Annotated in this window: 16 protein-coding genes; 4 read left to right on the top strand and 12 right to left on the bottom strand. The window is 43.7% G+C overall.

All coding sequences use genetic code 11. The features are described 5' to 3' along the window. Positions 1-146: 146 nt before the first annotated feature. Positions 147-479: a nuclear transport factor 2 family protein gene (locus KWJ01_RS02750; RefSeq protein WP_224994813.1), complete on the bottom strand. Its 333-nt coding sequence runs from the start codon at positions 477-479 to the stop codon at positions 147-149. Positions 480-501: 22 nt separating this feature from the next. After that, a complete protein-coding gene (locus KWJ01_RS02745) occupies positions 502-1,296 on the bottom strand; it encodes an SDR family oxidoreductase (protein WP_224994812.1) in 795 nt (264 codons plus the stop codon). 128 nt (positions 1,297-1,424) lie between these two features. Here KWJ01_RS02745 and KWJ01_RS02740 point away from each other — a divergent pair, with 128 nt between their 5' ends. Next, positions 1,425-1,796: a helix-turn-helix domain-containing protein gene (locus KWJ01_RS02740; RefSeq protein WP_224994811.1), complete on the top strand. Its 372-nt coding sequence runs from the start codon at positions 1,425-1,427 to the stop codon at positions 1,794-1,796. 240 nt (positions 1,797-2,036) lie between these two features. Here KWJ01_RS02740 and KWJ01_RS02735 read toward each other — a convergent pair whose 3' ends face one another. Together KWJ01_RS02735 and KWJ01_RS02730 are read right to left on the bottom strand one after the other, a co-directional pair. Further along, complete coding sequence (locus KWJ01_RS02735) at positions 2,037-2,249, bottom strand: hypothetical protein (RefSeq protein WP_224994810.1); 213 nt, start codon at positions 2,247-2,249, stop codon at positions 2,037-2,039. Positions 2,250-2,458: 209 nt separating this feature from the next. Beyond that, complete coding sequence (locus tag KWJ01_RS02730) at positions 2,459-3,286, bottom strand: alpha/beta fold hydrolase (protein ID WP_224994809.1); 828 nt, start codon at positions 3,284-3,286, stop codon at positions 2,459-2,461. A gap of 1,526 nt (positions 3,287-4,812) precedes the next feature. Between KWJ01_RS02730 and KWJ01_RS02725 the strand changes: the two genes are divergently transcribed. Continuing rightward, complete coding sequence (locus tag KWJ01_RS02725; RefSeq protein WP_224994808.1) at positions 4,813-5,706, top strand: helix-turn-helix domain-containing protein; 894 nt, start codon at positions 4,813-4,815, stop codon at positions 5,704-5,706. A gap of 896 nt (positions 5,707-6,602) precedes the next feature. Here KWJ01_RS02725 and KWJ01_RS02720 read toward each other — a convergent pair. Both KWJ01_RS02720 and KWJ01_RS02715 read right to left on the bottom strand, forming a co-directional pair. Then, on the bottom strand, positions 6,603-7,004 hold the full coding sequence (locus KWJ01_RS02720; RefSeq protein WP_224994806.1) for a nuclear transport factor 2 family protein: 402 nt from the start codon (positions 7,002-7,004) through the stop codon (positions 6,603-6,605). A 627-nt stretch (positions 7,005-7,631) separates the two neighbouring features. Further along, positions 7,632-7,901, bottom strand: coding sequence for a hypothetical protein (locus KWJ01_RS02715; RefSeq protein ID WP_224994804.1), 270 nt, complete (start codon positions 7,899-7,901; stop codon positions 7,632-7,634). On the opposite strand from KWJ01_RS02715, the gene KWJ01_RS02710 reads away from it, so the two are divergent. After that, the gene (locus tag KWJ01_RS02710) at positions 7,891-9,873 is read left to right on the top strand and encodes a sigma 54-interacting transcriptional regulator (protein ID WP_224994803.1); all 1,983 of its coding nucleotides are present in this window, start codon (positions 7,891-7,893) and stop codon (positions 9,871-9,873) included. The genes KWJ01_RS02715 and KWJ01_RS02710 overlap by 11 nt on opposite strands. A gap of 198 nt (positions 9,874-10,071) precedes the next feature. Continuing rightward, entirely contained in the window at positions 10,072-10,269 is a 198-nt protein-coding gene (locus tag KWJ01_RS02705; RefSeq protein WP_224994820.1) for a cyclic nucleotide-binding domain-containing protein, read from the top strand. Between the two features lie 146 nt (positions 10,270-10,415). On the opposite strand, the gene KWJ01_RS02700 is transcribed toward KWJ01_RS02705, so the two are convergent. The 6 genes from KWJ01_RS02700 to KWJ01_RS02675 all read right to left on the bottom strand — a co-directional run bounded on the left by KWJ01_RS02700 (position 10,416) and on the right by KWJ01_RS02675 (position 21,932). Then, positions 10,416-12,269 (bottom strand): tetratricopeptide repeat protein, encoded by a 1,854-nt coding sequence (locus KWJ01_RS02700; RefSeq protein ID WP_224994802.1) that lies wholly within the window; start codon positions 12,267-12,269, stop codon positions 10,416-10,418. A gap of 1,319 nt (positions 12,270-13,588) precedes the next feature. Beyond that, positions 13,589-14,440, bottom strand: coding sequence for an AraC family transcriptional regulator (locus KWJ01_RS02695; protein ID WP_224994800.1), 852 nt, complete (start codon positions 14,438-14,440; stop codon positions 13,589-13,591). 450 nt (positions 14,441-14,890) lie between these two features. Next, positions 14,891-16,018: a Gfo/Idh/MocA family protein gene (locus KWJ01_RS02690; RefSeq protein ID WP_224994799.1), complete on the bottom strand. Its 1,128-nt coding sequence runs from the start codon at positions 16,016-16,018 to the stop codon at positions 14,891-14,893. Positions 16,019-17,015: 997 nt separating this feature from the next. Next, positions 17,016-18,209, bottom strand: coding sequence for a mannonate dehydratase (gene uxuA, locus KWJ01_RS02685; protein ID WP_224994798.1), 1,194 nt, complete (start codon positions 18,207-18,209; stop codon positions 17,016-17,018). Positions 18,210-18,280: 71 nt separating this feature from the next. Next, positions 18,281-19,123 carry an SDR family oxidoreductase gene (locus KWJ01_RS02680; RefSeq protein WP_224994797.1) on the bottom strand — a complete coding sequence of 281 codons (843 nt, stop codon included), beginning with the start codon at positions 19,121-19,123 and terminating at the stop codon, positions 18,281-18,283. Positions 19,124-19,238: 115 nt separating this feature from the next. Continuing rightward, positions 19,239-21,932, bottom strand: a complete 2,694-nt coding sequence (locus tag KWJ01_RS02675; RefSeq protein ID WP_224994796.1) for a glycoside hydrolase family 2 TIM barrel-domain containing protein — start codon at positions 21,930-21,932, stop codon at positions 19,239-19,241. Between the last annotated feature and the right edge of the window lie 39 nt (positions 21,933-21,971).

The raw sequence follows: 21,971 nt of genomic DNA, 5'->3' as shown, positions 1-21,971 counted from the left end.
GGAGAGGGACAGACAAGAGGGGTGTCTCTAAAAAAGGCAGACAGCATCCAGTGAAAATTTCCCCAACTTTAAAAAATCCTTTGGTCCGAAAACCACCTCCCATTCAAAGCTTTTTGCTGCAAAACCATCGTGGTTCCTGACAATTTTCAGCCCGTAATTTTTAGCGATTGAATCAAGCCGTCCCTCAAAACAAAATTATAATTTAGTACCAGGGGACTTCCCTCAAAAGTGCCTGAAATCTCTGCCAGCAACACACAGGTGGTGTCTGTTTGGGTAAATTCAATGGGGTCCATTACGGTTTTAAACCTCTTGTTTGCTTGGTCTATCCACTGTTGAATTTCAGCTTTTCCTTTGTGGGTTTTACCTTCGTCAAAAACCACGGCTGTTTCAGAAAAACAATTGGCAAAAGCAACACTATCGAAGCTGGCTTGTGCCTCCACTAAATCTGCTACCACTTCAGGCAAGTTCATTGTTTTCATGATTAAAATTATTTAGAGTTTATTAAATAGTTGGAATGGTTCCTCCGTCAATAATGTATTCTGTTCCTGTCAGATAATTGGCTCTCGGAGAAACCAAAAAGCCGACAAATTCGGCAATTTCTTCAGGCTTTGCAGGTCTGCCTATGGGTATTCCGCCCAAAGCATCCATCACGCTTTGCGTGGCTTGTTCTACAGTTGTTTTTGAACTTTCCGCAATACGCTCCATCATTCTTATGGATGATTGGGTCATGATCCATCCGGGTGAAACAGTAAGCACCCGAACGCCCTTTGGGGAAACTTCTTTGGATAAAGCTTTACTATAATTAATTAACCCGGCTTTCGCAGCCGCATAGGGTAAAGTGGAATCATGCAAGGGCAACCTGCCCTGAATGGAAGCGATGTGAATAATAACACCCCTATTCTGTTGGATCATTTTGGGCAAAAATTCTCTGTCCAAACGAACAGATGCCAGCAAATTAGTTTGAATAGTTGTTTCCCAGTCTTCATCCGTCAACACAGCAAAGCCACCGCCCCGGGTTTCGGAACCGCCCATATTATTGACCAGGATATCAAGGCTTCCGAATTTAGATAGCACTTCTTCAACTACTTTCTGAGTTCCTTCAGGTTTGCTCAGATCAGCCGAAACAAAATGCTGTCTTTCATGTAGCGATTCGGGTGGGTTTCTTGCCGTTACAACCACCGTTGCACCGGCATTGAGTAAGCGATCGGCAATGGCTTTTCCTGCTCCTTTTGTGCCACCTGTTACTAAGGCAGTTTTGCCCCATAACTCGTTATTGAAATCTACGTTCTCTTTCATGCTCCTCAAATTTGTTTTGTACAAATATGAGGTGTATGTGTAGTTGCTACAAGTACGGAAAAACGAATTGCATAGGGACAAATTTTTCCCATATTGTACCTTTCGGACCATTGGTGTAGTTTTATAGTATGTATGAAAGAAAAATACCACCGAGCCTGAATTGTGGCCTTGACCTGATTGGGGAAGTGCTTTACGGCAAATGGAAAATCCGCTTACTATGGTTTATCAACGAAGGCAACAAACGCCCCAGCGAGCTGCAGCGAAAAATCCCTGATGCTTCACGAAGGGTTTTGAACATACAGTTGAATGAGTTGCAGGAGCACGAATTGATCACAAAAGTCATTTATCCGGTTGTTCCACCCAGGGTGGAGTACAGCCTGACTGAATTTGGAAAATCCTTGATTCCTGTCATAGCTGCCCTTGGACAGTGGGGAGATGAACACCAGGAGCGATTGCGTTCAGTTATTTTAGAGCGTTTGGAACAGGTGACTGGTCAGTAGCAAGCTTTTGTTGGATATGTTGTATCGGAGCTCTCACTTACAGTCAGTATCCTATTTGGGTGCTTAGTAGCAGTACCGTTGCGTGCTCTTTAACAGCCTAAATAATTTATGCTTCGGGGCCACCCTGCAGTGATTTCAGCTTTTTCTTTCTGTTAAAGTAGTAATTTTTTAACATACAAAGGCCGAACTTCAGCTAAGCCTACACTACTACCTATCTTAGTTTTATACTACATCCCAAAGCTAAAGGCGGCTGCCGCTTTTAAAAGGCTGAACTTCGGGAAACGTATACTTCTCAATGGCCTCCCTGGACATTGAATCTCTCAGGGTAGATAAGTAAACATCTACTCTGGCTACTATTTCCTCTACCGAAGCTCCTTCTGATAAAAGCAGCAGCACGCTGGCCAGCTTTATCTTCCTGGAAGAATGCCTGCTTTTCTTTAGTACCCCCTGCAAGTACTGCTTATCTGCTGTTGATAAAGTAACTTACCTGCTCATGCTCCCACAAATTTATCACAAACAACAGCTTACACTATTTTTAGTCCTGTAGTTTAAGTTGTTGCAGTACCTATCCGAACATTATAATTAGTTTTCCCCTATTAATTATATGTTCGTTTGTATAATGGGGGTAGCCAAAGACTATATACTCTGTTGTTGAAATGCATTTACTCTTCAAAATTGATGAACTTTAGTATATCATCATTGATAACTTCAGCATTTATAGTAGGCATGCCATGGGATAGACCCGGATAAATGATAAGTTTTCCATTTTGCAAAAGAGTAACAGCTTTTTTCGCTGTAGTAGCATAAGGAACAATCTGATCATCGTCTCCATGTAGTATCAACACGGGCACTTCAACACTTTTAAGGTTATCCGTGAAATCGGTTTCTGAAAATACTTTAATACAGTCGTACTGGGCTTTTATTCCGCCCATCATTCCCTGCCTCCACCAATTATCCTGAATTCCTTTTTTTACAACGGCATTTTCTCTGTTATAGCCATAGAAAGGAATGGTAAGGTCATGATAAAACTGCTGCCTGTTATGGAGTGTATTGGTACGAATATCATCAAACACTTCCATCGGTACGCCATCAGGGTTGTTTTCGTCTTTTATCATGTAAGGTGTAACAGCACTTATCAATACTACCTTAGCCACACGGCCTTTACCGTATTGTGCTGCATATCGTATGGCTTCGCCTCCGCCAGTTGAGTGACCTACATGAATGACATTTTTAAGGTCTAAAAATTCGATAAGTTCAGCTACATCTGCCGCATAGGTGTCCATATCGTTACCCAGATAAGTTTGAGTTGACCTTCCATGCCCACGTCTGTCGTGCGCAATTACCCTAAAGCCTTTTTCCAGGAAAAACATTATTTGTGCATCCCAATCATCAGATGACAACGGCCATCCATGGTGAAAGAAAATTGGCTGCCCTTTTCCAAAATCTTTAAAGTATAGTTCTGTTCCGTCTTTTACTGTGAACTTGTTCATCTTCTTGTTGTTTATATTGTTATTGTTGATTTGATAATGCAAAATTGGGGAAATCCTAAATTTGCAACCATGGATGCTTTTCGCTTTGAATAGCACTTTTTTCCCTGGCCGTTACTTTGGATGTGACCTTAGGATCCAGGCGGACTTTTCATGTTCTTGCATAAGGCTTGTCATAAAATCAATCGTTCCTTATTCGCCACGGCTATTGGTAAGTAGATCTGTGCTTTTTTTAGCAAAAAAATAGTTATTGTGTCGTGTTCACTGAGTATCTCTTCTATCAATGTCGTACTGTCATACCTCGATACTGTGGTTTCTGACAGTTGTGTGACTTCAAGATCATGCTTCGGCACTGCCTGTAGTTTTTCATTATCTTGATCCAACATCATTCGACTGCCTGGAAAAGCAGCAGAGCTGTAAATGTGTGGTAACAGCCAGTGCTGAGTTTATTTTCCTGATGTGTCCTCTCGGCGATCCCTCTAAACCAGCACTGGTTGTTTTGTATTTCGCAGGATAGTAGATGTTTGGTGACTTTACATGAACAATCTTATAATATTACTATGCTGCACAGCTCTACTTCAGCCGTGAAAGCAGGCCCCTCAACTCATAGACCCTTTTAATTCCGGGCAACAGCACAATCATTAACTGAAAGCTTATTGCTAGCTGCCTCCGGAGATGCGATAATTTCGCTCTGGATGTTACTGCTTGATCTGGTACGTCTGTTGTTCCCATAAGCCATGCAGAATTGATTTTACAACTTGAGAATAATACAAAGCTCCTCTAAACGACTCACTTTAGAAATGGCAGTTTGCACGATTCTATTGTATATTTAACACAGGGGCAGAAAGGCTGCACCTGGCCAATATTCCTGGAAAATTGATATCTAAAACCATTGGAAAGCCTTCCGTTAGTAAGCCAGGCTGGCGCTATACTATCTTGTTGATTAGGTACATTTTACCGGTAGCCAGTCCAGTAGCCCCGCCCTTAGCGTAGCTCTGTAAAGAAGTTTAGCATTAAGCACCAGCCTAATTAGCTCATCCATCGCTATAAGAAATTGAAATCCAGCAACTGATCCATACGCTGGGGCAGAAACAGGAATAAAGATCAATTGATAGTTTCTGGAATATGCCGGAGAACAGGGGCCAATGATAAGACATCTATGAAGGGGGATGGAGGTCCGGTTATTTCGGAGTTTGATGGGGAAGCTCCAAATCTTTCGGAACTAATGAAAGGAACATAAACAATTAACACCTCCCCTGCTATGCAGAATAGGCTTCTTTTGCCCCAGACGCAGCGTTTTAATCTTTTTACATAAGGGGTTTTTCGTGGCATGCCAATTGTTTTACTACAAACAGCTTAAGCAGTTTAACAAAAGGGCTCTCCTAACAAACAGTTACTGAGGTGCTAGGCTTGCAATTAAGGTTTACCAGTCAATGCTTGTTGATCTAAACAGGAGAAATATGACTTTGACCTTCTGTCGATCAACAGCGATAGCCTTCAAAAAAATATCCACCTAAAACTATACGATCATGAAAACCCTAACTGACACTACAGTCCACGAGCACAAATCTACCAGTGATTTTCCTTTTCATATTTATACACTTCAATACTTCACACAAAAGCTGGGAAATCAGCACACAGCGCCCCGGAAAATGGGAGATTTTGAAATAGTCTGGTTTAGCAGCGGGGCCGGGCGCAAATACATAGACCTGAAAGAATACCCTATTGGTAACAATACCTTATTTTGTGTAGCACCTGGCCAGATTCGTCAATTGATTGCCTCGCCGAATTCACGTGGATTTGTTGTCTCGTTCAAAGAATCTTTTTTAACAGAAGGTGATGATGGTTTTGGTAATATAGAAAATAACAGTCTTTTCGAACAGTTTATCCATTGTCCGATCATCCAGCCTGAAAATGATATGTGCGTTGAAATAGAAGACCTATTAAAGAAGATCACCAAGGAGTATAATAATTATGATATGCTAAGGAGTGAAATGTTAAGGCGTTATCTAAAAATCCTACTCATACATATCAAAAGAATATCTTCGCCTACAGAGGCCGGTTCCATTCAAAACAGGCAGATATCCTTGGTTCAGAAATTCACTTCACTGCTGGAGAAGCATTACCGGGAGAAAAAAATGGTTGCCGATTATGCCGAGTTGCTATGCGTTTCACCTAACTATTTAAACGAGCTGGTCAAAAAAACCTATGGTCATTCGGCCGGCCACTACATCAGGCAGCGTATAGTACTTGAAGCCAAGAAACAAGCGAAATATTCAGGCGCTAACATGAAGGAAATTGCTTATGATTTAGGCTTTGAAGATCTGGGTCACTTCAGTAAATTTTTTAAGAATATTTCTGGTATGAACTTTACAGAATACAAAAAAAATATCATCCATCAATTTGCCCCTCATCATGTATAATATATGGTATAGTTTGAAATATTCAATGCACCCCTGGGAATAAAGCCTCCTCCTTATACCTATCAATACAGACTAGATACCTGGCGCTTCGGTATCATCTCCCGGAACTACGCGATACAACAGAATGGCACTAAAGCTGTCACATCCTTGAGCATCAGCGGGGGTATTCATCCAGCAATGAACCCCATGTAGTGAGCTTCTCTGCGTCATAGAGGTTAATTAATTGACTGCAGCAGGGCTTTCAGTCTATCATGCATAAAACTTTTATCACAGGCATTCACACATGTAGCTCTAGCAGATACTTTACGGGAGCTTCTCTTATTTCCTTATCCATGCCAGGAAAGTAAGGAATAAGTGAATAATCAAACCAAGCTGTAACAGCCCTTGCTCACATGCTGCTGTTCGTTAGTGGTGCTGCAGCTTTGGGCACATGAAAGAGGTAACTAGTTGTTAAGCATAAAAAAACTGCCTGCTATCAGATTATCAGATAACAGGCAGTAAAGACAAAAAATGAATTCCCTGAAAACTACGATGTGTACAGCAGTCCTTACAAGCTTATCAATGTTTGAGACAGTGATCCTGATGAGTGACTGCTAAATTTCAAGAAGAACTCCAGTCGCTGTTCAGACTGCCGGGGCGGTAAAGAAAGCAGATAACATCTGCCTGTCTGAAGAGCCTATTGGCGCTAAAATTTTCTAATGAGAATCACGCCTACAACAACGAGTCCAACACCACACAATCTCATGAAAGAAACAGGGTGCTGATGTACCGATTGTAAAAAGCAGTTTCAGCAGGAGTACCTCTACAAGGGTAGTTCTCCCGAGCTTAGAAAGCAGGTGATAAAGATGCTGATCAGGAACTGTTGCCTATGAGATATCCAGTTTATCACTGGTGCTTTACTGTTTGGATTTCCCGAAGTATTTTAATAACAGAGCTGTATCCCAGTAATAAAACCATATCTCTGTTATATGCTCCTCCGGCATCTTCCAGACATGCACAAAGGGCATATGAATCATTTCAGTAACAGAAGAAACTTTGCCGATAAGTTCACCGCTTGCCACTATGATATCACCTGAAGCTATTATACTCTCAGGGATCATCTGGAGGCTAGACCAAGTTTTGTACAGCGACGACATTAGATTTACAAAGCCTTCACGTCCCACATAAAGGTTACCATAGGGTAATGATTCCGGCTTATGGATAATTACTTCACAATCAATTAATGATAGAATTTTAGACAAATTTCCTTGATTGAAGTCTGTATATAAAGTTTGTATAGCCAATAGTGTGTTTGCCATAAGCCCTTAATTGTGTAAGTGTATGTTGCAAGAGGGTTAGAACGTTTGGATGCTATCACAATACAAATGCCACTTGTGAATGCGTTTTTTTTGGTTAGTCAGGTGAGCGGAACAACCTAAAAATCAAGTCATTACACCCTGATAGAGCGATTTGGCAAAACACTTATCATGAATCAGTCATTCCGAAGCCCCGAAAAAGCCCGTATTTATCAGAGATAAACCTAAAGCTATCGGATAGGATCAGTGCTTTTCTGAAGTCAGTTCACACCTGCACTGCAGGCCTGGGAGATACATTCATTCACCTTTTTCAACATACTGAAGGTAACTGAGAAGATGCCCTAAAAATAATCATAAACTTTCCTGTTTATCCGGATGCAACAAATCCGATAAACTCCGATTTTTTCGTATTTTACTACCACAACATCGGAGATATCCGTGAAATAGTAACATTTCATACGTCTGATGTTTAGGTTTAGGTCTGCTAGTTTCTGCAGTAACAGAGCATTATACGATAGTTGCTGAAAGTTATTATCGTGTTTGCTGTTGGCACCTTCCTTGTAATCTCAATTCTGGGTTTATCGTAACCAGGATTGCTAAGAAGCTGTTTTTTACTTAACCAAACCTTTATCAGCCCCTATGAACTTTTCTTTTTTCACTTGCTGGGTTCACAAGCTTGTCTGCCATTGGCATCTTAGGGAAGAACACCAAGAGGTGAAAAACAACATAAAGGCTGGTTTGATCCGGAAGAGAGACCATTGCCGGCAGCAGAGTAACAGCCTCGCTCCAGAAATAGCAGGCATTCTCAAATTCAATATCTATTATCGGGGTAACAACCTCACGACATCTTATGCTAGTCCCCCAAACCTTATTTAAAGCATCTCCCACGATGGCAGACATAGGCCGCAACATACTCCTGGTTGAAGATGAGTTTATTGTGGCTAACGATCTGCAGATCATGCTTGAAAAGGCCGGTTATAAAATCATCGGTATTGCCTCATCGGTAACCGAAGCATTACAGCTTATCCAAGTCCAGCAGCCTGATATGGTTTTGCTTGATATTTTCCTCCAGGGAAAAGAGACCGGGATTGATCTGTCACAAAAGCTCAGCACTGCAGGCATCCCATTTGTGTACCTGTCTGCTAACTCAAACCAGCGCATACTGGAGGAAGTAAAGGCCACACAACCCTATGGATATTTAGTTAAGCCTTTTCGGGAAAAAGATGTTCTGGTTACCCTACAAATGGCCCTTTACCGACATGCACACAGTATAGAGGCGGGCATGCGAAAGCAAAAGTCCCTGCAGATTAGCCTTTCCGACACACTATCCGCCACTGGCGACTGGGAGCAGAAACTGCTACAGTCAGCCAGGCATTTTCAAGCTTTTATTCCCTTCGACTTCCTGCTGACAGGCATACTCAACAAGAAAGAAGCTAACCGCATCTATGGTTTTTTCCGGATCGGTTTTGACGAATACCAGGTTCTCAGCCTACCGGATATTTCCATGATGACCAACCTGACAGTGGACAAAGTTATAGCCATGCTCCATGAGTTTAGCCATAGTGATGCAGGTCTATATAATGGAGAAGATTTCACCACCAATTGCCGCACAATTCCATTCAAACAACTGCTGGCAAAAACCTTTGATCTCAGCTCAAATCTGTCACAGTCATGCCAAATGACTCGGGAAGGTTCTTTTGTGTTGTCTTTCTACAGCAGAAATGATCATGTTTTCCTACAGGAACATCTTTCGCTACTGCAGTCACTTCAGAAACCATTAGCCATTACCCTGGACCGGTTGCTTGCTTTTGATGAAATCGAAAGACTTAGTGAGCAACTGCGGCGGGAAAATCATTATCTGCAGGAAGAAGTAAAAACAGGAGCTAATTTTGATAAGATAATCGGCACCAGCAGTGCCCTTTTACAGGTGTTTGACCAGGTTACCCAGGTAGCCGGAACCGACACTTCCGTGCTCATTCTGGGAGAGAGTGGCACAGGAAAGGAGCTGATAGCACGATCACTACATAACCTTTCCCCCAGAAATTCAAAAATACTGGTAAAGGTAAATTGCGCAGTACTCCCTGCTAATCTAATAGAATCGGAGCTGTTTGGACATGAAAAGGGGGCATTTACCGGTGCTGCTGACAGAAGAATCGGGAAATTTGAATTAGCCCATGGGGGGAGCATCTTTCTGGATGAAATTGGTGAATTACCACTGGAGCTTCAATCGAAACTTTTGAGAGTGTTACAGGAAAAAGAGATTGAACGCCTAGGCGGGAAGGGCCCTATTAAAACTGATGTACGCATTATTGCTGCCACCAACCGTAATTTAGAGCAGGAGGTTTCCGAAGGCAGATTCCGCCTAGATCTGTATTACCGGCTGAGTGTATTTCCAATTCAGCTGCCCGCCCTGCGTGAAAGAACAGAAGACATCCCGCTCCTTGCTCAATTCTTTGCCCAGAATTTCTGCAGGAAAATGGGCAAACCCTACCTGGGTATCAAAGACAAAGTAATGGAGGAGTTGGTGCAGTATGAATGGCCGGGCAATATCCGTGAGCTTCAAAATGTAATAGAGCAGGCAGTGATTATAAACGACAGAAATAGCCCCCTGGAATTAGGGCGGTCTCTCGAAAAAAAGTTTTCTGTGAATGGCGCTCTGCCAATGACTAAAACCATACCTGCTACCCTTAAAACGCTTTCCGATGTAAAGCTTATGCAGCAGGAAACCGAGAGAGAATATATTATCTCGATTCTAAGGAAGGCAAATGGACGCATACGTGGAAAAAACGGTGCAGCTGAGTTACTAAACTTAAAGCCTACAACCTTAGAATCCAGAATGGAAAAACTCGGCATTCATAAATCGAAAATATAATGAATGCGTTATTACTGAATTGGTTGCTCATTTATATGAAGGGCATGTCTGCTGGTTCACAGGACCTTGAACAGTTTTGATTTTAATTAACCTAAGAAAACCACCGCTGTTGCCGAGCTCCAGGGCCTGGCAGTTTTTGAACATCTGCCTGTTGCGCAGCTTAGCTGGTTACTCGAAAAAGGCAGAGTCGTGGAGCTCATGACGGGAGAGTTTCTCTTCCGGAGGGAAGATCCTCTGAAAGATATGTTTGTGATCCTGGATGGTCATGTGGATATTACCCTTGAACAAAATGGGCAGCCAAAGCAACTCTACGTGCTGCGCAAAGGCGACATAACAGGGCTCCTGCCCTTCTCCAGGTTAACCACAGCACCCCTGTCAAGTTCAAGCGCATCATGAACGCCAGGCAGAACACTTGCCCCGCCCCCGCAGGCATGATAATGCTGAATACCGGCCGCTAATAAAGCGAGAAGAATTGATTGCCCCTCCCGAACAGCTATAGGCTGCTCCCCGCAAAAACTGATGGGTATACTCTTTCTTAGCCTTCATACATTTTTATCAGATTCATCCGCATAACTTTCGGAGAGGGAATTTCCCTGGAAGCTGACACAGATGGTCACACCTCCGGCACTTTCAAGGTGCAGACTGCCTCCCAGCTGCCGGCTTAACCCCCGCATCAGGCTCATGCCCAGCGAGCGGCTTTGGCTAAGGTCATAATCGCTGCTGATGCCAATGCCATCATCGGCAATACAGAGCTGGTAGCCAGCCTGCTCCAGCGGCCTCAAGCCAATGCTGATCCGGCCTGTTCCAGGGCCAGGAAAAGCATATTTGATGCTGTTGGTGATTGCTTCGTTGATGATCAGGCCAAGGGGTACGGCAGTGGCCACATCCAGCTCCAGCCGGGCGATGTCCAGCTGGAAACAGATGCGCTCCTGTACATTGAAAGAGTCACTTAGATAGTCACAGACTTCCCGGATGTAGGCGCTCATTTCTATACGCGCCATTCCTTCGCTCTGGTAGAGCTTCTGGTGGATCAGGGCTATGGCATGCACCCGCTGCTGGCTTTCCTGGATCGCTGACAGGGCCTTGCTCTCCTGCAGGTAGGCTGCCTGGGAATTGAGCAGGCTCATGACTATCTGCAGGTTGTTCTTCACGCGGTGGTGAATCTCCCTAAGCAGCCACTCCTTTTCTTTCAGCAGATCATCTTTGTGGCTGATGAGGCCTTCCTTGTCTTTGAGCAGGCTTTCCTTTTCCATGAGCAGCAGCTCCAGGAAATGGTTCTTCTGATTGATCTCCTCCTGCCGGTGCTGCAAAAGCAGGTTGCTCTCCTGCTTAAAATGATAGCGGTTATAAAGCAGCCCAAGAATAATGAGCAGCAGCCCAGCTCCTGCAAAAGTTACATTTCTTATAATTGTGGACTTCTCCAGTTCCAGGCTATTTCTGTTGTTAATAAGGCTGAGCTCCTTGATTTTTGCCTTCGACTTACTAAGTTCATAGGCAGATTTAAGGGAATCAATGCGAATAGCAGTAGACTGATAAAAGAAACTATCGGTTAAAGCTTGTTCCCGCTGCTTCATGCTGAAAGCCTCTTTATATTTCCCTTGTGATGTATAGAATTCTGTGATTGCTTTAAGAAAACGGATTTCCTGCTTATGCGCACCTTTTTCCCTAGCCAGTAATACTGCTTGTTCCAAATAATAAATTGCTTTGGAAGGATCATCTGTACCATAAGTTCTCGCAAGGGCATACAGTGACTGCAGTTCCCTCAGGTAATTATTAATTTGTCTGGAACGCTCCAATGCTTCCTCCTGGAGTGCAATGGCTTTCTTCTTCAATCCTTTTAGTGCGTACACAGAGGCCAGGTTGTTGATAAGGGTAATATTCAACCCCTGGTATTCTGGCTGATTGCTCAATAGTATCCCTTTCTCTAGATAGGGTATTGCTTTCTCATATTCCTGCTTTTGCCTGTAGGCAACGCCAAAGTGATTGTAAATATTTAAGGTTAGGCTTGAGAAAGGAAGACTGTCATTTATTTTTTCAGCTGTTGTTAGATAAGTGAGTGCCAAATCATAATCATGCTTGTCGAGATAGACCCAGGAAATACTGTAATTTGCTTCCATTACGCCAAACCTGTTTCCGCTCTTTTCAGCGATTTTCAAAGCATCAAGAAAATATTTGATCGCTTTATCATACTTACCATTTCTTAGTTGTACAACGCCAATACGTATGGTTGCTGTAGCAACTCCATTGTCTGCTCCTATCTTTTTGAAGAATCGTAGTGCACGCTCATATTTACTTGCTGATTCTTCAAACTTCCCTTGGTTATCGTTGATCAGTCCCTGCTGCACAAGTATAATTGCCATTCCCAAAGTATCCCTGTGGCTTCGGGCAAGGGCCATTGCCTTATCAGCAAAAAATATTGCAGAATCTATCTTATAGTACCTGTAATGCTTAATCAACTTTTCATATTCGAAAACAGTTAATGTATCCTTATACCCAGGCTGTTGCCCAAACAGTACGTTCCCCTGCCCTAGAGCAAAAAGGACTATACAAAAAATTAAAGCTTTCGGTGTAAAGATGCGCATAATTTTCACCAACAATCGTGGCTTTTCCTACTGATCCAAAGATGATGGCAAATTACCAGGCAGAATGCAAAGTTTCATGTGCAGGTGTTTTGTTGAGGATGCCATGATATAAACTTACAAGTAAAAAGACCAGATGTTCTTCCATACCTTAAAAGTTACAACATATACGTGCATTTATACAAATAAAATCTGAAGACCATCCAATGCGCCATCCTACACAAGGAAACAGTTAAGTGGTGTTAAAATCACTAACATTAGTATGTGCCCATGTATATGAAACATTATAGCATAGGGTGCCAAGGCCTGATAAAAGTGCCTTTTCCAGCTATTGTTTTCAGCATCGTCCCAGCCGCTTAAGTTTGCAGGAAATAAGCAGCAACTCTTTACGGAAAAGGGGTATCGGCAGAATCTTTTAGTTTGCAGCTGACGCCATTCCATTGTTAAGGCCGCTGTAAAATCAAAAAACCAGACTTGATTTCGGCTTCTCAATTCCCTCTTCGGACATTAAAGTTCCCAGACAAATGTGTAGCCTGAAGCAGCGGACCGCTCATCAGACGCATTTTCTGTGGGTTGCGCACCAAAATTTTCCCTGTCTTTAGAAATCCAGCATGAGTTTGTTGCCACAGGCAAGTTTATCGAAGGCTTTAGAGATAATTCCGGCGCTGAATGTCCGTCATGAAATGATCACTGCCGTTGCACTGCGCAAATTAACTAACTGGATATGCTCAAGTACCAATCTCCTGCTTAATTCTTTCGATTATTTCAACCTCCTCAATGCCTTTAATTACTGTCCCACCTATAAAGCCAAGCACATTCTGCTAAGATAATAAAGAGTCCCGCTGCTGCTATACATTGGTCCGATTTATTACGGAGAGATCAGCAGGAGTGGACTGATTGATGGGTTTCAATCAACTAGATCATTAAAAAAAAATCCCTACTTTATTACTTCTTTGATGAAGTTTTTACCTACTTCTAGGTTTGCTACTTAAATGTTCATTTTAAATTGTGATGTTGGCTTTTATCAACAAAGTCTTAAAATACGTGAAGTTGGTCTCCAAGCTAAGCATAAAACTTGACCATTCCTTTTCAGGATAATGGAATGCTTCTGACATACGACCTCGCTAAAAACGGAACTAACTTGTTAAATCTTCGACAACAGATACGCTTTTCTGCTCCCTGAAAGCAAATGGCGATACCCCTGTGATCTTTTTAAAAACTCGGCTGAAATAAAATTCATCCTTAAAGTTTAAGGAATATCCAATCTCTTTAATGCTCTGGTTGGTCATGAGCAATAAGGTTTTGGCTTCCTGGATCAGCCGTTCCTGAATAAGCTGGGATGGTGTTTTACCAAAGTATTTGCGGCTACGTTTTGTGAAGGTGTTTGAAGGTGTATTCAGTAACATTGCATAGTCGGATGGTTTGTGCAGTTTAAGGTAGTTTTCGTTTAGAAGTTGCCTGAATCGCTCCATCAACTCGTCTGCATGTTTATGCACCTTCGCCATAGAATGAGTTTTAATGCTGCCTGCCTTAGCCAATAACAGTAGCAGATATGCCTTCAGCACGAGCTGTGAAACAGATGTCTTCTCCAGTTCTTCTTTGATATTGTTAAATATCTGGATGAATTCCTTTCTTTCCGCAGCATTTATTACCACTGAGGGGTCAATATTAACATTGTTGAAAAGTATGCCATTGCAGGCTACTTCAGTCTGGTGAAAATCTATACAGTAAAAGTCATTGTGAAACAGCAGTCTTATAAACCGAATTGCTTTTTTTGTTTCAAATTTTATCTGTTGCATAGGCGTGGAAAATAGAAGAACTGGTCCTTCGAAAGGAAAAGCACCAACATCAGCATGATATATTCCCCGTCCTTGCGGGACAAAATACACAGTATACCCCACATATTGTTCCAGGCTATCTGAGGACGTAGACAAGCTATTTTTTAAGCTAAATAGAAGTTCTCCCGATTCTGAAAATATCTGTCTCATGGATATTTGAATGATGGATATGAAATGGAGAAGGGACTTCTGCCTTGTAAATCAGGAAGAGAGTCTTTAACTGATTGACATAGAAAGCTTCACATGACGCTTTCTATATGTTCGCAAGCAATCACTGAAATTCCAACGCAGCAGATTTTTAACCAGCTGCTACAGGCTTTAACAGTGAACTAATTATCTGGCAACTTTAGAGTATCATGTGAATTTGCTACTGCAAAGGTTGCTTCTCTATTGAACCGTGATATAATATTCTTCTAAAAAATCTTCTTGCCGTTTCTATAAGGAGCATATCCGTTTAGTCCTGGTGTTTTGGTATGCCAAATAGGGGGAAGATAGCTGATTGCAAAGAATCAAAAATCAAGAAAATTAATTCAATGTTTAGCCATTTATCAGCAATTCAAAATTGGCAGGTAAGGTGCATTGAATTTATGTGGGATTTATTCAATTGTTAAGATAGATTTGTCGGGTACCAGTAGCGGCCGACACTTCAATTGCTTTAATCATTCGATGCCTGACTACTGCATCATCGAATGAGGCCACATGCTTAGTATTCTCTTTCAAATCTTTAGCCAGTATGGCATAATTATGCGCCACATTAAAAGCTGGCCCCGATGCAGGAGCCATAGAAACAAGCTGATACTTCTGTGGAACTTTCAGCACTTCCGGTTCCTGACTTTCTCCACGACTACCTTGAATGCTAAGCTCAAAAAAAGCAGGGTTACCATGATGAGAAGTAATGTGTAGACTACCTTCTGTACCAATAATTTCCCAAAGGAAGTTAGTATTCTTCGCTACGCCTCCACTGTAGAGTACCGAAGCCAGCGCACCATTTTCCAAAACACCCGAGATCGCTATCTGATCGTAAGATGTTAGAGAAATGCTAGTCTTGGTGTGTAAGCAATCTTCTGGCTTCAGGCTTTCTATTGCTGTTGCATTCAACTCTCTAAATTCCCCCATACAATAGCATAACACATCAACAGCATGCACAAACGGAAAGCACATAAAGCGAAATCTGAAGTTTTCACTGTTTATGTAATCCAGATTCTGCGCTAACTCATTCTCGTCAGTATAACACGCCCCCACCATAGATGTAGATTTCAGTTTACCGACATATCCTTCACTAATCAGATCTTTGATGTAATTTACAGTTGGTGCCGCACGTGACTGAAGTCCGATAGCATTATGTACATCCATTGCCTTAGCAAACCTCGCCAACTCTATTGTTTCTGCAAAGCCATATCCTAATGGCCAGTCGCAATAAAGAATTTTGTCAGCAATGATGGCTTCCGTAACCAGTTTACGAAATCCGGGGACTTTCTCACCTAGTACCACCATATCAATTTCAGGGCTCTGAATCAGTTCAAGATTATCATTGAAAGCCATGGGTATGTTAAATTCTTTTTGAGCAGCAGCAACCTTTTCCTCGTTCTCATTACTTATTGCTCTTATCTCATATTCAGGTAGTGATATCAGCGCTGGAATATGTGCGATAGAAGACCAGCCTTTAGAGGGATTCTCACTAATGATTCCAACACGAATCTTATTCTCAATTGATTTTTGCTTGAGCATGTTACAGCATCCTTCTCGTTTGTAGTATTGTTAGTTTTATAAGGCCTCACAGTCATCCCCTGAATTAATAAATCTTTGATGCTAAATCATTTATTTTCAGCTATTCCCTTTCAAGATTTCTGAAGTTAAAGAAGAATTCAGTTGATAGGCACAGAGGTATTGACAAGCTGCCCTGCTTTTTCAATATCTAAAAAAAAGATCTTGAGCTGAAACTAAATCGATTTAGCGTTTTTTACTCAGCAGTTACTGCTGTTTGATATTTATGTTACAAACCTGATCATTGGGTAAGCTCCCATCATTTTTTTTACAAAACTAGCATCTAAAACTGCCGAAACACATAGACGAAAAAGGATAAAGCTTGGACAAATCTGCCACAAAATACCTCATCATAATATTACAAGGCTGGCAGGCTTCTCAAGCAGTAGCCTTCTGCTACTGCATTACTGTAATATTTTAGCATACTACAGGAACAGGAACTTATTCCGTAAAACGTGTAATTCCCCTATAAGTCTTACTTTGATAAAGATTGTCCCCAGGACATACAAGGTGTGAACGCAGAAGCTAGCATTTTTTCGGCGTCTATCCTTGTGAGGAGTTCAACTAATCTATTACTGTCTTAGAATTAGGGTCCACTAAATGCCAATAAAAGCTAGTTATGTTTAATTTATTTAAAACAAAGTTTTCATTTTCTGAAGATTAGATTTATTAGATGCCATGGATTGGTCATCGATGGATTAGTCTGCAAATAAGCTGTATAGCAAGTTTGCAGCTAGTTGAGAGCATACTTATTGTGTTTCGACAGTTGGAATATTATACTCGTTTTTATGGCATTCATAACCACACGGCCTGATTGGGACAGGTGATGGACATCGTTGTTTTGTACATAACTCTCTCCAAACCTAACCCTACTACTTTTTCATTCACCTCTCAAACATTCCAGGCGAATATCTACATAAGCAGCCTGTCAGCAAAAGCATCTTTATTGATCAGGTTAATTTTATTTCAGCATAGCCCAGCCCCTGCTAATCCCCAGCTCCAGCCCTCTTAGTTCGGCAAGGCCGCGGAGGCGGCCGATGGCGGAGTAGCCGGGGTTCACCTTTTTCTTCAGGTCGTCGAGCATCTGGTGGCCATGATCGGGGCGCATGGGCAGGCGCCTGTCAGCACGGCCCTGTGCTTTGCGCTTCTGCTGCTCTTCCAGCAGGGCTTTTATTACGCTGTACATGTCTACATCGCCTGTCAGGTGGTCGGCCTCGTAAAAATTACCTTCTGCATCGCGGGTGGTGCTGCGCAGGTGCACAAAGTTGATGCGGTGCCCCAACCGTTTTACCATGCCTGGCAGGTCGTTGTCTGGGCGCACACCAAAAGAGCCGGTGCAAAAGCAGAGGCCATTATTGGGACTGTCTGCTACGGCAAGCAGCTCCTCCAAATCTTTTTCGGTAGATACTACGCGGGGCAGGCCCAGGATTGGGTAAGGCGGATCATCAGGGTGAATGGCCATACGCACACCGGCCTCTACGGCTACCGGTATGATCTGCTGCAGGAAGTTGAACAAATTTGCTTTCAGAGCTGCTGCATCTATTTCTCTATATGTATTCAGCACCTGCTGAAACTGCTGCAGGGTATAGCCTTCTTCTGCTCCGGGTAAACCTGCAATAATATTTGTGATGAGTTGATTTGCATCTTCTTCTGCCAGTTGCTCCAGATAACGCAGTGCCCTTTGCTGCTGGTGTTCTGTGTAGTCCATACCTGCTCCAGGTCTTTTCAGCAGGTAGAGATCAAAGGCAGCAAAGGCAGTAGCATCGAAGCGCAGCGCTCTGGACCCGTCGGGCAGCTTGTAGGCCAGATCGGTGCGGGTCCAGTCGAGCACGGGCATAAAGTTGTAGCAGACCGTATCGATGCCGCACTGGCCCAGGTTACGAATGCTTTGCTGATAGTTTTTGATGTACTGCTGGTAATTCCCGGAGCGGGTCTTAATATTTTCATGCACCGGAACACTCTCTACCACAGACCAGCTAAGACCGGCTGCTTCCAGTGCTTTTTTTCTTTTCATGATTTCTGCTACCTCCCACACCTGTCCGTTGGGTACATGGTGCAGGGCTGTTACTACGCCTGTAGCCCCGGCCTGTTTGATATTACTAAGACTTACAGGATCACTTGGGCCGTACCAGCGCCAGGTTTGTTCCATACTCATCTGTATTGAATTTAATTATATGATTATTCACAGGTCGTTACGGCTGTTAAATCCTGTTACACTTAGGGTCATTACACGCCGCTGTAGGCGCTGAAACCACCATCAATGGGAATCACTACACCTGTAACAAAGGCGCTATCACTGCCACAAAGCCAAAGCAGAGCGCCATCCAGGTCAGCAGCCGTACCAAAACGCTGCATGGGTGTATGCGCAATGATTGTATTACCTCTGGCTGTAAGTCCTCCATCCTCAGAAGTCAGTAGGCTACGATTCTGGTCGGTCAGGAAAAAACCAGGGGCCAATGCATTTACCCGGATGCCCACCTTTGCAAAATATACTGCCAACCATTGGGTAAAGTTGCTCACGGCAGATTTGGCTCCACTATAAGCTGGTATCCTGGTGAGCGGCCGCAAGGAGCTCATCGAAGAAACGTTCAGCACCACCCCCTGTTCCTTTTCTACCATATCAAGGGCGAACTCCCGTGTTGGCAGAAAGGTCCCGAGAAAGTTGAGATCAAAAACAAACTGAATCCCCACCGGATCAAGATCGAAGAATGTAGTGACTGCCTCCTCCTTCAGATGCTCCTTAAGCAGGTACTCCTGGGAGGTGGTTCCTTTCGGGTGGTTGCCGCCTGCTCCGTTAATCAGGATATCACAGGGGCCAAAGGCGATACTTATGGCTTCATGCGCTCGCTTTAGGCTATCAGCATCCAGTACGTTGGCTTCTACACCTAAGGCCTCGCCACCCGCTGCCAGGATTTCCTGGGCTACTGCCCTTGCGGCTTCTCCGTTCAGGTCCAGTATGGCTACCCGGGCACCACGTTCAGCCAGGGTCCTGGCAAATGACTGGCACAGGATGCCACCGCCACCGGTTATCACAACTGTTTTCCCCCTAAATTCATCTGTTTTTTTCATGGATCTGCTTCTCCAGGTTGTAGTGCTGAGCACGGCTATTTTGTTTTATGATAAAGATCAAATTCGATGCAGCGTATTCGTTGTGCTTTCACGCTCCAGCTACTTGCTGTAATAATCAATACAGTTTTCTTAGCTGTAAGCCGTTCAAAATAGCCTCCCCCTGCCGTGGCTGAAAGCGTATCTCTATCCCCTCCTCTCCTTCTACCGTAATCATCACTTTGGTTGAGTAGGCACGCTCCGGGATTAATTCTTGCTGATTGGAAAGAGGCTGCAAAACATATTCTCCATTGATCAGTACATCAAATACCCGCTGGTGAAGGGTTTCTTTGGCTGTAGCACTATTCAGATTATAGGCAAGTACCTGCTGTTCTTTGTCGGAGAGCAATTCTGCAAAATGCAGGGTTAGTTCATACTGGCCGGGAGGCACATCAAGCTTGTATTGCCGGATACCCGTGATTTGGGTCTGGTATATGGGGTCATAGTTGGTTCCCTTTATGTTTTTATCTGTACCATACCCCTGCCGGTACTGGTGTTGCAGGGTAAAAGGACGACCTCCTACCCAGCCATAGCTACCGGCTTCATAGGGCTGATCCGGCAACCACACCTGCTGCAGCTTTTCATCGGTAAAATATCTTTTATCGCCTGCACTGATGTTGATTTCCCGAAAGGCAATCGTAGTCCTGAAGTTCCGGGGCAGCAGTTTAAAAGTTATTTTGGTCCTATCCTTATACAGCACACCATCTTTCATCGAGGCCACTTCCACTTGGTTCACTCCATCTGCGAAGGGTACATTGAAAACAGCTAATCTGTTAACTGCTTTTTTTCCGCCGATCTTCCTGCCATTGACAGAAAGACTCACGCTGTCGAGGTTGGTATATACTTCAAGTGGCTGTGAAGAAACCTGAAGATCAGGGGCATCTGCAAGCCCGCTGCGCAATGTCCATTGCGAAGAGCCAATTTTAAGGAAGGGACTGCCCAGCAGATGGGCCTGGTAGTAGAAGTAGGTATCTTTCGGCTTTCTGTCGATGCCCAATATCCCTTTGTTGTTGATGTGAGGCACTGCATCAATCCGCTCTTCTGAGTTGAAATCTGCAAGATTCCAGAACATAGCGGCCGCCACAAAAGGTCTTTTCATCATTTCCTCCAGGTAATAGGCATGGTAGATAGTGGCATACTCCACCGTCATGTCGAACCTTTCTGGCGCAAAAGAACGCAGGCGGGGGTCAGCGTCTGCACCATACTCTGTAACCAGCAGTGGTTTATGTGGCAGCTCCTTCCGGTGCCTGTCAAGAAAAGCGGCAAATCCCTCCAGGTTTGCTCCATACCAGCCCTGATAGAGGTTCCACCCCACCAGCATGGGTATTTCCGTGAGGCCTACTTCATTATACCGGTTAAAATCACCGTGGTTGGGGATCATGGTATAGCGGTACGGATCTTCCTTTCTGGTAAGTGCTTCCAGCTCCCGGGCAAGGGCTGCCACTTCCTTAAAATAAGCAGCCTGACGTTCCGGCTGATCCTTATACTTTGGCCGCAGCAACACCTCATTCATATAGGCCCATATGATCACACTGGGGTGGTTGTAATTCTGCCGTATCATCTCCAGCATCATCCATTTACTGTTCTCGGCAAAGGCTCTGGATTCCGAGATCTGGTTGACCACAGGGATCTCCACCGATGCCAGCAGGCCCAGCCTGTCGCAGGCTTCCAGTACTGCGGGGTCCTGGGGGTAATGTGCAACCCGCAGAAAATTAGCACCCATCTCCTTCAGCATGGTTACATCCTGCACGTGCATGGCATCCGGCAGGGCGTTGCCCATCTGATCATAGTCCTGATGGCGGCTGGCCCCGATTAGCTTATAGGGTACACCATTCAGAAAAAAGCCTTTTCCAGGATCAAATGAAAACCAGCGAAAGCCCAGTGGATGCACTACGCTGTCCAGCGGATCAGTCTCTGCCCCTTCCCGTATCGTAGTTTCAATGGTATAGAGATATGGATCTTCGGGTGACCAGAGTTGGGGGGAACTGATGTCTTTAAATGTAAGGGTGAAGGTTGCTTTCTGCTGCGGCTTTGCATGCAGTTTTTGCTTTGCCCTTGCTATAAGCCTGCCCTTTTTATCCCTGATGGTACTTTCTACCGTTAATGCTTTAGCAAGAAGAGCACTGTTTACAACGGTTGCTTTTACCTGCACGCTTGCTTTTTCCTTTGTGACGGCCGGCGTTGTCACAAAAATACCGGTAGCGGCATGATCGCTAAGATCAAAAAACACCTTGTTTTTGGTGATCAGGTACACATCCCGGTATAAGCCACCAAAAAAGGTAAAATCAGCCGATAGTGGGGGAATATCTTCATTGTGGCTGTTGTCTACTTTTAGAAGGATTTCGTTGGCGACTCCCTCTTCATAGGTCAGCAGATGATCTACCGGGAAACAAAAACGGGTATACCCTCCTGCATGTGTTCCTGCTAATTTGCCGTTCACATATACTGTTGCCTCCTGGTTTACCCCTTCGAAGAAGAGAAACGCTTTTTTATCTTTATCTGTCGGGCTCACGAACAGCTCTTTCCGGTACCAGCCCACGCCTCTGTAGTAGCCAGCTTCATCATCCAGTACATCTGCAGTATTCCAGCTGTGCGGAAGTGAAACCTGTTCCCATTCTCCTTCCTCAAGGCTGCCCGATGGCACTCCCTCAAGGTTTCCTTTGTGGAATATCCAGTTAGTGTTGATTGACTTTTTTATGGTTGACTGCCCACTAGCCGCCATGCTGGCAAACAACACTGTACTAAGGGTAAAAGCCCAAAAGATCCTGATCATGTTCTTGTTTAAATGCTTTATTTCAGGCAGGTTAACTAC

Source organism: Cesiribacter sp. SM1, assembly GCF_020178975.1.
In the GTDB taxonomy this organism is placed as follows: Bacteria; Bacteroidota; Bacteroidia; order Cytophagales; family Cyclobacteriaceae; genus Cesiribacter.
This window is presented reverse-complemented; position numbering and strand designations above follow the sequence as displayed.